17 protein-coding genes and 1 other RNA gene are annotated in these 12,707 nt (G+C 61.7%); 9 read left to right on the top strand and 9 right to left on the bottom strand.

All coding sequences use genetic code 11. The annotated features are described in order from the left end of the window. Positions 1-448 precede the first annotated feature (448 nt). The gene (locus tag QZ266_RS08260; protein WP_295693807.1) at positions 449-772 is read right to left on the bottom strand and encodes a hypothetical protein; all 324 of its coding nucleotides are present in this window, start codon (positions 770-772) and stop codon (positions 449-451) included. Between the two features lie 146 nt (positions 773-918). Here QZ266_RS08260 and QZ266_RS08255 point away from each other — a divergent pair, with 146 nt between their 5' ends. Genes QZ266_RS08255 through QZ266_RS08245 form a run of 3 tightly spaced genes read left to right on the top strand, consistent with a single transcriptional unit; the run spans position 919 to position 2,350 of the window. Beyond that, positions 919-1,236 (top strand): helix-turn-helix transcriptional regulator, encoded by a 318-nt coding sequence (locus tag QZ266_RS08255; protein WP_295693804.1) that lies wholly within the window; start codon positions 919-921, stop codon positions 1,234-1,236. Beyond that, entirely contained in the window at positions 1,229-1,666 is a 438-nt protein-coding gene (locus QZ266_RS08250) for an SRPBCC domain-containing protein (RefSeq protein ID WP_295693802.1), read from the top strand. The genes QZ266_RS08255 and QZ266_RS08250 overlap by 8 nt, the downstream gene beginning before the upstream one ends. A 60-nt stretch (positions 1,667-1,726) precedes the next feature. Further along, positions 1,727-2,350, top strand: a complete 624-nt coding sequence (locus QZ266_RS08245) for a hypothetical protein (protein ID WP_295693800.1) — start codon at positions 1,727-1,729, stop codon at positions 2,348-2,350. Between the two features lie 13 nt (positions 2,351-2,363). Here QZ266_RS08245 and QZ266_RS08240 read toward each other — a convergent pair whose 3' ends face one another. Then, entirely contained in the window at positions 2,364-2,576 is a 213-nt protein-coding gene (locus tag QZ266_RS08240; protein WP_295693797.1) for a ribbon-helix-helix domain-containing protein, read from the bottom strand. A gap of 59 nt (positions 2,577-2,635) precedes the next feature. After that, entirely contained in the window at positions 2,636-3,427 is a 792-nt protein-coding gene (locus QZ266_RS08235) for a peptidoglycan-binding protein (protein WP_295693795.1), read from the bottom strand. A 127-nt stretch (positions 3,428-3,554) separates the two neighbouring features. Here QZ266_RS08235 and QZ266_RS08230 point away from each other — a divergent pair, with 127 nt between their 5' ends. Beyond that, the gene (locus QZ266_RS08230) at positions 3,555-4,223 is read left to right on the top strand and encodes a DNA-3-methyladenine glycosylase I (RefSeq protein WP_295693792.1); all 669 of its coding nucleotides are present in this window, start codon (positions 3,555-3,557) and stop codon (positions 4,221-4,223) included. Between the two features lie 90 nt (positions 4,224-4,313). Then, positions 4,314-4,619, top strand: a complete 306-nt coding sequence (locus QZ266_RS08225) for a hypothetical protein (RefSeq protein WP_295693789.1) — start codon at positions 4,314-4,316, stop codon at positions 4,617-4,619. Positions 4,620-4,666: 47 nt separating this feature from the next. Here the strand turns inward: QZ266_RS08225 and QZ266_RS08220 are convergent, their stop codons facing one another. Then, entirely contained in the window at positions 4,667-4,840 is a 174-nt protein-coding gene (locus QZ266_RS08220; RefSeq protein ID WP_295693786.1) for a DUF4169 family protein, read from the bottom strand. Between the two features lie 95 nt (positions 4,841-4,935). On the opposite strand from QZ266_RS08220, the gene QZ266_RS08215 reads away from it, so the two are divergent. Then, entirely contained in the window at positions 4,936-6,372 is a 1,437-nt protein-coding gene (locus tag QZ266_RS08215) for a hypothetical protein (protein ID WP_295693784.1), read from the top strand. A gap of 86 nt (positions 6,373-6,458) precedes the next feature. Here the strand turns inward: QZ266_RS08215 and fumC are convergent, their stop codons facing one another. Further along, a complete protein-coding gene (fumC, locus tag QZ266_RS08210) occupies positions 6,459-7,853 on the bottom strand; it encodes a class II fumarate hydratase (RefSeq protein WP_295693782.1) in 1,395 nt (464 codons plus the stop codon). Positions 7,854-8,025: 172 nt separating this feature from the next. On the opposite strand from fumC, the gene QZ266_RS08205 reads away from it, so the two are divergent. After that, entirely contained in the window at positions 8,026-8,364 is a 339-nt protein-coding gene (locus QZ266_RS08205) for a RusA family crossover junction endodeoxyribonuclease (RefSeq protein ID WP_295693779.1), read from the top strand. Between the two features lie 51 nt (positions 8,365-8,415). Further along, the gene (locus QZ266_RS08200; protein ID WP_295693778.1) at positions 8,416-9,105 is read left to right on the top strand and encodes a hypothetical protein; all 690 of its coding nucleotides are present in this window, start codon (positions 8,416-8,418) and stop codon (positions 9,103-9,105) included. On the opposite strand, the gene QZ266_RS08195 is transcribed toward QZ266_RS08200, so the two are convergent. The 4 genes from QZ266_RS08195 to ssrA form a co-directional block, all read right to left on the bottom strand. Next, positions 9,106-10,323 carry an MFS transporter gene (locus QZ266_RS08195; protein ID WP_295693777.1) on the bottom strand — a complete coding sequence of 406 codons (1,218 nt, stop codon included), beginning with the start codon at positions 10,321-10,323 and terminating at the stop codon, positions 9,106-9,108. It abuts the gene before it with no gap. Then, positions 10,320-10,817: a PaaI family thioesterase gene (locus QZ266_RS08190; RefSeq protein WP_295693774.1), complete on the bottom strand. Its 498-nt coding sequence runs from the start codon at positions 10,815-10,817 to the stop codon at positions 10,320-10,322. The genes QZ266_RS08195 and QZ266_RS08190 overlap by 4 nt, the downstream gene beginning before the upstream one ends. Further along, positions 10,814-11,305 (bottom strand): SspB family protein, encoded by a 492-nt coding sequence (locus QZ266_RS08185; RefSeq protein ID WP_295693771.1) that lies wholly within the window; start codon positions 11,303-11,305, stop codon positions 10,814-10,816. Before QZ266_RS08185 ends, QZ266_RS08190 begins: the two co-directional genes overlap by 4 nt. 342 nt (positions 11,306-11,647) lie before the next feature. Beyond that, positions 11,648-12,005, bottom strand: a transfer-messenger RNA (tmRNA) gene (gene ssrA, locus QZ266_RS08180). 384 nt (positions 12,006-12,389) lie between these two features. Here ssrA and QZ266_RS08175 point away from each other — a divergent pair. After that, the coding region (locus QZ266_RS08175) for a PAS domain-containing protein (RefSeq protein WP_295693769.1) at positions 12,390-12,707 on the top strand (318 nt) is incomplete at its 3' end.

Below are 12,707 nucleotides of genomic sequence, written 5' to 3'. Positions count from 1 at the left end.
TACAATTGCTTAATAATGTTTTTCTTCTTCAAAGGTTCTCTACCACGCACATGGATGATTGGGGTATTATTGACATAGGTATGGTATGGTTAATATTGTGTGTGTGTTATCATAATATTGATACATCAACAACCCCTTATCAAATATTTTATCTTTGTCCGTTATACAAAGCATATATAATAAACACTTATTTACGGGAAAAGAGTCCATACTTTTCAACAGTTCAAGGTACGAGTATGGACTCTTGACTCTTATCCCGTAAATACATAAGTGTTTATATGTATATATATATATTGCTTTTTTAGTTGGGATGGGAGGAGGGGGCATAAAAAGTCTCTTACGATTAATAGTTTGGATAAATACAAAAATTTTATCTGTGTTTTTCAATACAATCTTAATTGATGTCTGTCCAAAGAAGTGAAATTTGTTTATGAATTGAAAATTATTTTTAATAAGCTCGCGCTTCGAGCACATCGGCGACACCCAGGCCGCGCGCGTCCGGCGACAGGCCGAAACGGCGTCCGAGACCGAGCATGGCCGCAATGATGCAGCCGGTGATGACGGGGATCAGGACAAGACGCCAGGCGGGCAGGCTGGCGGCCGTTGAGGCGAGGCGTTCCTCGGTCACTCCGAACGCGGCCTGTTCGACCCAGCCAATACCCAGTCGCAAGCCCAGTGTTGCATAGCCGGCAATAATGCCGACCATGATAGCCAGCCCCAGAAGGGCCGGACCGCGACCGTCGCGGAAAGCCTGTCCGATCCGGGTGATCACACTGTCCCGCCTCGAAAAATCTGTCCTGTCTCTGGTTTGGGCGCGTTGCCTGTCAGGGTCAAGCGAGCCCCGCTCCAGGGTGGGCGCCTTGACATGAAACCAATCGGTATCATATTAAAGAAGCCAGATGGTTTCATGAGGTGGTTATGACACTCCAGGATCACGTGTTCAGGGCGCTCGCCGACCCGACTCGACGTTCCATTCTCCTGATGTTGGCAGATGGGGACCGGACGGTCGGGGAAGTCGCGAGCCGGTTCGACATGACCAGACCGGCCGTGGCCAAGCATCTCAAAGTGCTCGGCGATGGTGGGCTGGTCACGGTCGAGGCGCGGGGGCGGGAGAGGATCAATCGTCTCAATCCGGAGCCGCTGGCGCAGGTGGCGCAATGGGTCGCCCGGTTCGAGGTGTTCTGGGACGCGCGCCTCGCTGCTCTCAAGACAGAAGTGGAGACGAAAGATGACTGATGCCCGTATCGAGAAATCACTCTTCCTGAAGGCCAGCCCGGAGAGGGTCTGGGACTTCCTCACCCGACCCGAATTGCTGGCGCGCTGGTTCCATCCGGCCGATACCGAGCTGGTCCCGAACGCCGCTTATGCCCTGCTCAGCAATAGCGGGGACGGGACGAAAGTGTGCTGGGGCGAGGTGCTCATTGCCGAACCACCGACGCGGCTGGTCTACAGCTTCACCCACCAATGGCTGGAAGGTCATCTGACCCGTGTGGAATGGACCTTGTCGCCGGTCGCCAGCGGGACGCTGCTCAAACTGGTTCATGACGGGTTCGAGGGCGCGCCGGTCGATGTCTTCGACAGCCTGTGCGGACATGATGCCGGCTGGGACGAGCATTTCGCAAAGCTGCGCGAGCGCGTTGTGGAGGCGCAGACCGCTCCGGCCTGACCTGTTACTTGTGTCCCCGGAATGAGCCAGTAAGCTGATCGTCTGCGGGCGGGGGGCGAAATGTCTGAATTGCAAATCATTACGGCGAGCTTGCTCGCAGTCTCACTGCTTGGCGGCAATGCGGTGGCAGGGCAGGAAGCCGGACTCGGCAGCGTGTACACGCGGATCGACCAGGACTGTTCCACAACCCAATTGCCCGATGAGCCGGTCTACGAAACCGTGTGCCCCGGCCATGATGGGTGGTCGATCCACATCCTGTCGGGCGAACATGGCGCCGCGGCGGCCTATATCAGCCCGGACGGGACCCGGTCCGATACCGTCTATGCCCCGATGCGCGGCTTGTATGGCGGATTTCATACCGTGCTTGAATGGCGCCTTGAGCGCGGCGAGGCCTTTGCGACCATCCACCGCTATGTCCACCATAATCCGCCCGAATTGCTCGACACGATGTATGATGTCGAAGAACCCAATACGCTGATTGTCACCGCACTCGCGGCTGAAGGCGGGTATACGGTCTGTCCAGTCGCCCATATCGACGCGTCCGCCTTGCCCGATGCCAACACGCTGGCCCGGGATGTCGCGGATCGGCTGTCGCGTGGTTGGGATTGCGGCAATGAGGTGGTCAGTTTTGATGCCGATCTGGAGTCGGTTGACGCCTATCTTTCGGCCGTCAGGATCAAATAATCTGCCGTCACGTTCAGCGGCCTGTCCGCAGGGCTTGCAGCACCCAGACCCGGACCGAAGAGGCGAGCGGTTCTTCCTCGCGCGCGGCATCGATCGCGCCCACCAGGCTGGCCACCGACTGGCCCTCCTGACGGGCAATCCGATCAACCTCCGCCCAGAAATCCGGCTCCAGCGAGATACTGGTGCGATGGCCGGCAAGGGACAGGGAGCGTTTGATCAGGGGCATGGAGACTCAATTCGAACTGGGGTGGAAAAACGGGCGCCGGGTGGTAGCCGGCCATCCGGTCAGTCATGATCCTCGAGCTTGATGTCCAGCTTTGACCAGCTCGCCGGACCGACAATGCCATCGGCCTCGAGACCGGCACCGGTCTGGAAGGCAATCACCGCTGCCTTGGTGCCCGGACCGAAATCGCCATCAATGCCGGTCGCAATGCCGGCGTCACGCAGGGCGAATTGCAGACGGGCCACGACTGGTCCGCGCGCGCCCTCGCGCAGGAGCGGGAAGGCGGCCGGTGCGCCAAACAGGGCGTTGGACAATTCCGCCTTTGCCTTGATCAGATAGCGGATCCGGTCGTCCAGGCCATTCAGTCCGCCATTGACGGACCAGGTGGCGGCAATGATGTCATCGCGGTCTGCATGATCATTGATACTGCGCTTCTTCCAGTACTCGCAGGCAATCACCAGCGACAGGGCGGGATCGGCGGCGCGCTCGGGGTCAGCCACCAGATCGGTGCCGATGGTCGCGCCGAGTGATTTGTAATTGGCCCGCCCGGTGAGTTGGATCAGGCCACGTCCCTTGAAGCGTTTGCCATCGCCCGGCTCGGTATTGCCCAGATCGCTCCGGCCCTCATAGGCCTCGCCGGACGCGAATTCCTCTGTGGTCTGGAAGCCAGCACTCTCATGGGCGGTCTGAGCCAGGAAGTGGGCGATGCGCAGCGGCGTATTGATCGCGTAGTGGTCCAGCGTCTCCGCCAGGGCAGCGCCGGCGACGCTCAGTATCTCGCCCTGGCGTTCGGCGCGGGATCCGGAAAACCGCGGCGCGATGGCCCGCATGGTGTCGGCATTGACTGGCAACATGTCGCGTCTCCGATGGTGAATTGCAACCTTAGTCCCGCTTTCCGTTAATCTCAATCTCCACGCGATTGGAAGTGGCTCTTGCGAAACCCGGGCGATGCTCCACTTATGACACAATGGAGTAAGCCCGATGAAGACATTTGCGGATATCCGCGCACTGGCCGCGCAACACCACCCTGATCTCGACGCGCGCCTGGCTGCCCATGCCGGTCCTAAGACGGCCGAGGAATTGCGCGCCATACCCGATGATCGCTGGCTGGCGCAGATGACACGTTGCGTGTTTCAGGCCGGTTTTGTCTGGAAGGTGATCGAGGCCAAGTGGGACGGGTTTGAAACGGCCTTCGAGGGCTTTGACCCCAACCGGATCAGCTTTTTCTCCGATGATGATATCGCCCGCCTGGTGTCGGATGAACGGATTGTCCGCAATGGCCAGAAAATCACGGCCACGGTGGAGAATGCCCGCATGGTCGCCGATCTCTCTGCCGAGCACGGCGGGTTCGGGCAATTCATGGCGGACTGGCCCGCCCATGACCAGGCTGGCTTGCTGGCCGTGCTGAAAGCACGCGGGTCGCGCCTGTCGGGCATGACCGCCCAGTATTTCCTGCGCTTTTCCGGATGGGATGCGTGGATATTGTCCGGCGATGTGGGTGCCGCCCTGGTCCGAGAAGGTGTGGTCGACAAGGCCCCGACCTCCAAGGCTGCGATCGCGACGTCGGCTGCGGCGATCGCCGACTGGGCGAGGCAGTCGGGATGTAGCCAGTCGGAAGTCAGTCGTGTTCTCGCGCTCAGTGTCGGATAGTCGTTAACAATGCGCTGACCATTGCCGCCGGAAATTGATGAAAATTTGAATCAATTGGCTAGCGTGTCGGCTGGAGAAAATGTTGGTTCAATGTTGCGCTGGTACAAACCCGTTCCGTTCTCGAAGCTGCATGTGACAGACGTGCCGGACTTGCCGGGCGTCTATGTCCTGCTGCGCGATCCGGCTGATATTTCAAGCGTGCTCAAGATCGGTCCGGCGCGGTCGCTGCGGTCCATGTATGAGCGTGAACTGGCCATTCCCGACAAGGGGCGCGGCCTGCATCCGCAGGCCATGATGTTCTGCGAGACCTGGGCCGATGCCGAAGAGGCGCAGCGCCTGATTGTCGCCTATCGGCGCAAGCATGGCCGGTCACCGGTGATGAACTCCCAGTGGTAGAAAGCCCGAACTAGTCGAGCCTTGTCGGCGAGGCGTTCGACCCGGCGCTAGTCGCGCTTCTTGCCGTCGAGTTCGGCCTGGCGCCGGAGAGCTTCGACGTCGGCCGCGTCACGCAAGGCCTTGGGGGTGCCGTGCACGACGCGATTGGTCGCGGCCGTCTCGGCCTTGTCCCGGCGCGCTTTCTGTTTGCGGTATTGGCGCAAGTTTACGGGTTTGGTCATCCAAGTCTCGCGGGAAGTTTGCACAGTTTGTGTGCATCTGAATGCAAGTGTGGAGCATCTTATCAACGGCTCGTACGTTCGATAAGGAATAATCCATGCTGGCTCAAACCCTCCGTCTTCTGACAGCACCTTTCCGTCTCATCCCCTGGTATGTCTGGCTGGCCGCTGCGGCGGTGCTGGCCTGGCTGGGGCGGAATATCCTCCTGATCATTGCCACGATCATTGCCTTCCACCCGATCCCGGTCCCGCCGATCTTCCAGGGCGAACCGGACAGTATCGCCGAAGCGCGGGCCCAGGATCTGCGCCATTTCCATCATGTCCGCCGCAATGAGCGGTCCATGGACGACGCCATGAAGGCGCGCTTTGACGCTGCGGTTGATGCGTTGGAGCTCGAGGCGGCTGATCTCACCGATGCCGAGTTCCAGCTCGCCCTGGCGGGCATCCAGGCCATTATCGACAACGGGCATTCCAATGCCTCGGCGACACGCATGGTCCAATCCTTCCCCCGCCTGCCGATCCGAACGCATTGGATGGATGGCGAGTTGCGGATCCTGCGCGCGCTGCCGGGCCATGAAAGGCTCCTGGGAGCCGAATTGACGCATATCGGGGATGTGCCGGTCGAAGAGGCAATGGCCCGGTTCCGGCCGTCCTTCGGCGGCGTTGATGCCTGGTTCAACAGCTTCGTGCCGCTGCTCCTCGAGACGCCGGCCTATCTCGCCGCCGTCGGGATTGACGATACGACCCTGCGTTTGCGCTTCGATGATGGTCGGGTGGACGCGATCACGCTGCCTGCGGTCGATCCTGTGGACGGCGCGCGCCGCTTCTTCTCCGCAGACTTTGTGATGCCGACCTCGGTCGAGACCGATGACTGGCTGAGTGTGCAGCCGGCCGGTGATCCGCTCTATCTGAGCAATCCCGATCATGGCTATTGGTTCGAGGCGCTGCCGGACCTGGACGCGGTCTACCTCAATCTCTCACAGAACCTGACCGATGAGAGCGGCGAGTCGCTGCCTGATTTCGTCGGACGTGCGGGTGACGAGATCGCAGCGATCGCCCCGTCCGTCATCATTGTCGACCAGCGTCTCAATGGCGGTGGAGACCTCACCATCACCCGGCCGCTCATGGTCCGCCTGGGTGATATCGTCGGCCCGGATGGGCGCGTGTACTTACTGACCAGCGGCGGCACGTTCTCGGCTGGTATCGTCAATCTGGCGATGGCCAAGGAAGCCGCGCCGGAACAGACCCGCCTCGTTGGCGAACCGATTGGCGACCGCCTGCAATTCTGGGCCGAAGGCTGGTGGTATTCACTGCCCAATTCCGGTTTCCGGGCGCGCTATTCGACAGGCTATTACGATCTGCAGAACGGGTGCGAAGGCGCTTTCATCTGCCCGTGGGGCAGCCTGCACATCTTCCCGGTCATTGTGGATGATCTCGATATCGACATTCCGGCCCCGATGAGCTGGGAGGCTTATGTCGCGGGCCGGGACCCGGCGATGGAAGCGATCCGGACCATCGAGCAGGGCGGCGAATAGCACGCCGGTTTACCCGTCACGACCCCGCACAAAAAAGGGCGGCTCGCTGGAGCCGCCCTTTTCATGTGCTGCTGGTGCGATGTGGATCAGGCCTTGGGGCCGATCATCTTTTCCGGCCGCACGATCTCGTCGAACTGCTCGCCGGTGACAAAGCCCAGCTTGACGGCTTCCTCGCGCAGAGTGGTGCCGTTCTTGTGGGCCGCCTTTGCTACGATGGTGGCATTGTCATAGCCGATCGTCGAATTGAGCGCGGTCACCAGCATGAGCGAGCGCTCCATCAGGGCGGTGATATTGTCCTCGCGCGCCTGGATGCCGACCACGCACTTGTCGGTGAAGGTGTCGGCGGCATCGGCCAGCAGGCGGATTGACTGCAGCACGTTGAAGATGATCACCGGCTTGAAGACATTGAGTTCGAAATGGCCCTGGCTGCCGGCGAAACTCACCGTGGTGTTATTCCCCATCACCTGGGCGCAGACCATGGTCATCGCCTCGCACTGGGTCGGATTGACCTTGCCGGGCATGATCGAAGAGCCCGGCTCGTTTTCCGGCAGGGCCAGCTCGCCCAGGCCCGAGCGCGGGCCGGAGCCCAGAAGGCGGATATCATTGGCGATCTTGAACAGGGAGACGGCGGCCGAGTTCAGCGTGCCGTGGGCCTCCACCAGGGCGTCCTTGGTCGCCAGCGCCTCAAACTTGTTCGGCGCGGTGACGAATTTCAGCTTGGTCAGTGCCGCGACTTCGTCAGCGAAGGTTTCGGCGAAGCCCGGCAGGGTGTTGAGACCCGTGCCGACCGCCGTGCCGCCTTGCGCCAGTTCGAGGAGGGCGGGAAGGGCCGCCTCGATGCGACGGATCGCATTGCCGATCATCGCGACATAGCCGGAGAATTCCTGGCCCAGGGTCAGCGGGGTCGCATCCTGCAAATGGGTCCGGCCGATCTTGATGATGTCATTGAAGGCATTCGCCTTGTCGTTGAGTGCATTATGCAGCTTCTGCAAGGCCGGCAGGAGGGCGTGGCTGATCTCCTCGGCGGCGGCGATATGCATCGCGGTCGGGAAGGTGTCATTCGAGGACTGGGACCGGTTCACATGGTCATTCGGGTGGATCGGATCCTTCGAACCGACCACGCCGCCGAGCATCTGGATGGCGCGGTTGGAGACCACTTCATTGGTGTTCATGTTAGACTGGGTGCCCGAGCCGGTTTGCCAGACAGACAAGGGGAAATGCTCATTCCACTTGCCCTCGGCGACCTCGAGCGCGGCGGCGGCAATCGCGTCTGCCTCGCCCGCGTCCATATTGCCCAGCTGCTTGTTGGCGAGCGCGGCGGAACGCTTGACCACGCCAAGGGCCCGGATCAGCGGAACCGGCATCGTTTCCGTGCCGATCGGGAAGTTGATCAGCGAGCGGGCGGTCTGCGCGCCAAAGAGTTTTTCGGAGGGGACTTCAAGCGGGCCAAAGCTGTCGGTTTCGGTGCGCATCTCGCTCATCAGGGGAGGCTCCTTGCAGCGCCATGGGCGCGGGTCGATGATGGTGACGGTTGATTCGAACGTGTATCACTCGCACATGAACGATCAAGACGATGATGCGCATCGCCGGGGGGCAAGGCGCAAAACCGGGTCGGAAGCGGGCCGCTCGCCCGAGAGGAAGGTTCAGGCGCACATGTCTGGCGATGAACTCAATTTGCGTGTCGATGCCGTTACGACACAGACCCGGCGCTTCAAATCGCTGATCGGGGAGTTTTTCCGACTCGAATTCAAGCGGGCGCGACCGAAATGGGGCCCTTATGAAGTCTGCATCGAGATCGAGCGGGCGTCGGCCACTTCGTCGCAGGATGTCGATAATGTCGCCAAGGCGGTGCTCGACGCGCTGACCGGTGTGGTGTTCCATGATGGCAGCCAGGTCGAGCGCCTTCTGGTCACCAAGATCGAGGGAGAGCGTCCGCGCATATCCGTGACGGCGCGCCCGATGAAAGAAGTGCGAATTCTCGAAGACGCGTGACACCACGCGCGTCTTGCTGTGTGGTTATGATTGAATGTTGGGGGACGTAACATGAAACAGATGTTTGTATCGGCGCTGGTCGTCGCGGCTGCGGGCGTGGCCGGACTTTATGTGATGCCGGGCAATGGCCCTGCCGAAGGCCCTGCGGACAATCCGGATGACACGGGCGGCGTCACGCCGGCGGCCGCACCGGAAACAAGGCTGTCCTATACGGATGAGCGGGGCGTGTGCACCGGCGAGGAGCTCGTCTCCGAGGATGAGCGGGTAAGCTATGTCGAGGCCTGCGATGGTGTGGCCGGCTGGCGCTGGTATGCCGAAGCGAGCGAACATGGCCAGACCAGCCGTTTCAGTGATCGCAATGACCCGGATGTGGGCGGCCAGTATGGCGGCTATCTGGGCAATTTCGGCCAGTTTCACACGGTGATCGAATGGCGCCTCGCTGACGGCGCGCCCTATGCCACCATTCACCGCTATATCTCGGCCACCTTCGAGACCGGCGATGCCGTGCGGCAGGAGACCCTGATCGTGACCGCGCTGCGTCCGGGCGGGTCGCCGACCTCCTGCCATGTCGGATTTGTCGATGCGACCGCCGTGTCGGGCGCCAATGAGATTGCCCTGGAAATGGCAGACCGTCTTGCTGCGGACCATGATTGCGGTGGCGGGACGGTGTGGGTTGTTGACGCAGCCTCGCCATCGCTCGATCAGGCTATCGCCAACGGATCGACCCGGCCCGCCAACTGATCACCGATTGCCGCCCGCCAGCCGTGCCGCCTCCGGCCGCGCGCGCAGGCGGGCCATCGCCCATATGCCGATCGCCGGGCCGATGGCGAGGGGTGCGAAAGCCCAGGTCCAGCCAACCCAGCTGATCCAGAGACCCAGCGCCTGGACCATGATCACGGTGAGGGCAAACCCCATCGCGGTCTGCAGGGTCAGGAGCGTGCCGGTGCGTTCCGGCGGGGCCAGTTCGGTTATGGCGGCTGAAAACTGGGCGCTGTCGGCAATCACAGCCATGCCCCAGATGATCAGGACCGGGATCATCAGCCAGGGCGAGCTGCCGAAAAGCGGTCCTGCCAGAAGCGCGCAACTGCCCGAAATCGCCAAGGCAATCATGGTGATGCGCGTCCGCCCGAGGCGATCGGCAAGGCGGCCCGCCGCCAGGCAGGCCAGGGCGCCGCTGGCGACGACGGCGAAGGCCGTGAGATCACCCAGCCGCGCGGCACCCTCGAGACGTTGCCAGTAGGCATGGGCAAAGGGGCCGATCCAGGCCCACATCGCATAGAGCTCCCACATGTGGCCGAGATAGCCCAGATTGGTCAGGCGCAGGGCCGGGTCACGAAATGCCATCGAGACAGCGCCCGGATCGAAACGCGCGGCCGGGCGCAGGCCCGGCCCTCCGCGCGCAAACAGGATCAGGCCGGCAGCCAGAAGGGCGGCGACGGCCGAGGCGGCGAAGGGCAGGGTCCAGTCGCTGACCTGTCCGGCCAGGTTGAAGGCAAAGGGCAGGGCCGAGCCAAGGGTCAGCGCGCCGACCAGCAGGCCGACAAGGAAGCCGGCATCGCCCCGCGCCCAGCTCGCCGCCAGCTTCATCCCGACCGGATAGACCAGGGCCAGGGCGGCGCCGGCCAGGGCGCGGCTGGCGATCATGGCGAGTCCGCCCGGTTCAAGCTGCAGCGCAAGCAGATTGGCCAGCGCAGCCATCACGGCGCCGAACGCGAAGAGGCGTTGCGGTGTGAACCGGTCGGCAAGGCCGGTCAGCGCGCTGGTCAGGGCCCCGATGACGAAGCCGAGCTGCACACTGCTGGTCAGGGCGGCCTGGCGAACCGGGCCGACATCTCCGGATGCGACCAGGGCGGGCAGGGCTGCGGCACCGGCAAACCAGATCGACAGGGCCAGCACTTGTGAGGCCGCGATCAGGATGAGGGCGGTGGTCTTGCCGGTCAGGGGCCGGGCAGCGGTCACGACTGGGTGGCTGGCTTGACCCGGCGAACCTGGCAGGTGGCGCTGGTGCGCGCCGCGATCGAGCCGGATGGCGTCCAGATCGTGCCTTCCATGAAGGCGACCCGTCCGCCAATCCGTGTTGCCTGACCCCGCGCGCGGCACGGTTCGACCGGCAGGGGATCGAAATAGCTGGTCTTGATCTCCAGTGTCGGGACGCCGCAGGTGAAACGTTCGGCTACCAGCACGGACAGGGACATGACCTCGTCCATCATCGCCGTGATAATGCCGCCCTGCACACTGCCGCGGAGATTGGCCAGTTGTGGAGTGGGGTTGAAGCGCGCATCGATCCAGCGCTCCTCGACCGAAAAATCGATCAGCTCGAAACCGAGCAGGGTCGAGACGGTCGGTCGTGAGCCGCGCAGGCCGAGCCGGTCGCGTATCTCGTCATCGCTCAGCGGCTCCGGTGGCGGTCCGCCAGCCAGATCAGGTGCCAGCAGATGCGCGCGTTCACTCACTTCTTGCGGAAACTGTCGAGGCTGACCACCTGGGCCGTATCACCCTTGTCGGCGCTGCCATTATCGGTGCCGGTCTTGCCCTTGCTCGGCTTGGGATCATCATCCGGGAAGCTGGCCTCGTCCTCACTGCCTTCATGCTCGAACTGGAGGTGAAAGCCGACGCTGGGGTCGTGGAAGCGCGAAATCGCGGAATAGGGCATTTTGAGATATTTCGGCACGCCGGAGAATTTCAGCGTGACCTCGAAACCGGTCTCGGTGACGCTGAGGTCCCAGAATTGGTGCTCCAGCACGATCGTCATCTCTTCCGGGTATTTTTCCAGCAGGGTCGGGTCGATATCGACGCCCGGCGCCGTGGTGCGGAAAGTGATGTAGAAATGGTGGGGACCGGGCAGGCCTTCCGGCGCCTGCGCCTTGAGCAGGGCCTGGCGCACAACACCGCGAAGCGCGTCCTGCGCCATCAGGTCATAGCGCATCAGATCTTTGGCCATGTCATACTCCCCCGTCATCCCTCACGAAAGGTACTCCAAGGCTCAAGCAGGTCAACGAGGAAGGACTGCCCCATTGCACATGCGACAGGGCTGTCGGTGCGAGCCCGGCCGGCCGGCGGCCGGGCAGCGGGTCAGCGGCGGGTCAGATGGCGCTGGCGCAGGTGGGGCCCTGCGCGGGTTCGGGCGTCGGCATCGGGACGATGGCAGGCCCGGCGACAGGCGCGGCGCACCGGCCCGGCTTGTCGAAAGGTCACAAGGCCTGCTCGCACCAAATCCGTGAATCCGACGTGCCGGGACGACGAGCACACCTTTTTTGCCATTGAATCTGGAGGTTTGGGTGAAAGTGGAGGCTTCTGTTGCCAGGCGCCTCCGGGCCCCGCCTATACCGGCTAAAGGGTATAGGAGTTTAGTGCGAGATTACCCGCGCTGACTACGCAGCGAGAGCGACCTCTTCAGCAAAGTTGTCGTTGGCAACTCTGAAAATGAGCCTGTAAGGGGCCTCACCCCGGCGAAAGCCATCTTCTTTACCCGTCCGTCGATCCTGTTTCGGCCCCAGGCATGTCCGCCAACGCAGAACAGTTATGGTGGAGCCGCCGGGTACTGCCCCCGGGTCCGGTCCGGTTATTACAAGCGCGTTTATCGCCATAGTCGGCAAGCCGACATCCTCAATATAGGTGATGTGGGACCTCGATTGAAGGGGGGTGCCCAGCTGGTCCAGGCCGATCGGCCCTCTTTTGCGTGTAGGGGTGGGGTGTCCGGAGCGCGATCGGAATTGCGCGAGCCGGCATTCGGTCTGGCAGAATGGTGCCCGGTCGTGCGGCGCACCGGGCGAAATGTATGAGGCTGCGGGAATTCAGCCCCGACAAGATTTCCGATGCTTTACTTAAGGTTGTGTGTTTCAAATAAAAACTGAACGCCGATTTGTAATCGTAATAGCGATATATAACGCGGTTTTTTACCCTTCCGATAAACCAATAGTAGGGCTCGAAGCGGGCAAAAATTCACATTGCCTTCATTTCTTCGCGCCTAGGTTATGGTTAATCGGCGCCACCCTCTCGGAGGGCAGGGTGTCCGACATCTAGTAATGGGGAAGGTCATGACGCTGTTTTTATCCCAGGACCGCGCCGTCCTGGATGCGCTTCAGAAATCTTACGCGATTATCTCCTTTAAGCCGGACGGCACAATCCTCGAGGCCAATGAGAATTTCTGCCAGGTGATGGGTTATTCCGCCCGCGAGGTGGTTGGACAACCACACAGAATGTTTCTTTCAGACGGCGAGGCGCAGACCGCTGAATACCGAAAATTCTGGGAAGACTTGCGCGCCGGCATTCTCCATTCCGAAGAGTTCAGCCGCATCCGCAAGGATGGCGAGACGGTCTGGATCCAGGCGACCTATAACCCG

Source organism: uncultured Maricaulis sp. (assembly GCF_905480005.1).
Taxonomy (GTDB): Bacteria; Pseudomonadota; Alphaproteobacteria; order Caulobacterales; family Maricaulaceae; genus Maricaulis.
The sequence above is the reverse complement of the archived record's forward strand: the minus strand, read 5'-3'. Positions and strand labels throughout refer to the sequence as shown.

What these genes read in the sequence shown, in the direction of transcription:
- QZ266_RS08255 (WP_295693804.1), top strand. Translation starts at nt 919, where the DNA reads ATGACACTCCAGGATCACGTGTTCAGGGCGCTCGCCGACCCGACTCGA.
- QZ266_RS08250 (WP_295693802.1), top strand. Translation starts at nt 1,229, where the DNA reads ATGACTGATGCCCGTATCGAGAAATCACTCTTCCTGAAGGCCAGCCCG.
- QZ266_RS08245 (WP_295693800.1), top strand. Translation starts at nt 1,727, where the DNA reads ATGTCTGAATTGCAAATCATTACGGCGAGCTTGCTCGCAGTCTCACTG.
- QZ266_RS08240 (WP_295693797.1), bottom strand. Translation starts at nt 2,576, where the DNA reads ATGCCCCTGATCAAACGCTCCCTGTCCCTTGCCGGCCATCGCACCAGT.
- QZ266_RS08235 (WP_295693795.1), bottom strand. Translation starts at nt 3,427, where the DNA reads ATGTTGCCAGTCAATGCCGACACCATGCGGGCCATCGCGCCGCGGTTT.
- QZ266_RS08230 (WP_295693792.1), top strand. Translation starts at nt 3,555, where the DNA reads ATGAAGACATTTGCGGATATCCGCGCACTGGCCGCGCAACACCACCCT.
- QZ266_RS08225 (WP_295693789.1), top strand. Translation starts at nt 4,314, where the DNA reads ATGTTGCGCTGGTACAAACCCGTTCCGTTCTCGAAGCTGCATGTGACA.
- QZ266_RS08220 (WP_295693786.1), bottom strand. Translation starts at nt 4,840, where the DNA reads ATGACCAAACCCGTAAACTTGCGCCAATACCGCAAACAGAAAGCGCGC.
- QZ266_RS08215 (WP_295693784.1), top strand. Translation starts at nt 4,936, where the DNA reads ATGCTGGCTCAAACCCTCCGTCTTCTGACAGCACCTTTCCGTCTCATC.
- fumC (WP_295693782.1), bottom strand. Translation starts at nt 7,853, where the DNA reads ATGAGCGAGATGCGCACCGAAACCGACAGCTTTGGCCCGCTTGAAGTC.
- QZ266_RS08205 (WP_295693779.1), top strand. Translation starts at nt 8,026, where the DNA reads ATGTCTGGCGATGAACTCAATTTGCGTGTCGATGCCGTTACGACACAG.
- QZ266_RS08200 (WP_295693778.1), top strand. Translation starts at nt 8,416, where the DNA reads ATGAAACAGATGTTTGTATCGGCGCTGGTCGTCGCGGCTGCGGGCGTG.
- QZ266_RS08185 (WP_295693771.1), bottom strand. Translation starts at nt 11,305, where the DNA reads ATGGCCAAAGATCTGATGCGCTATGACCTGATGGCGCAGGACGCGCTT.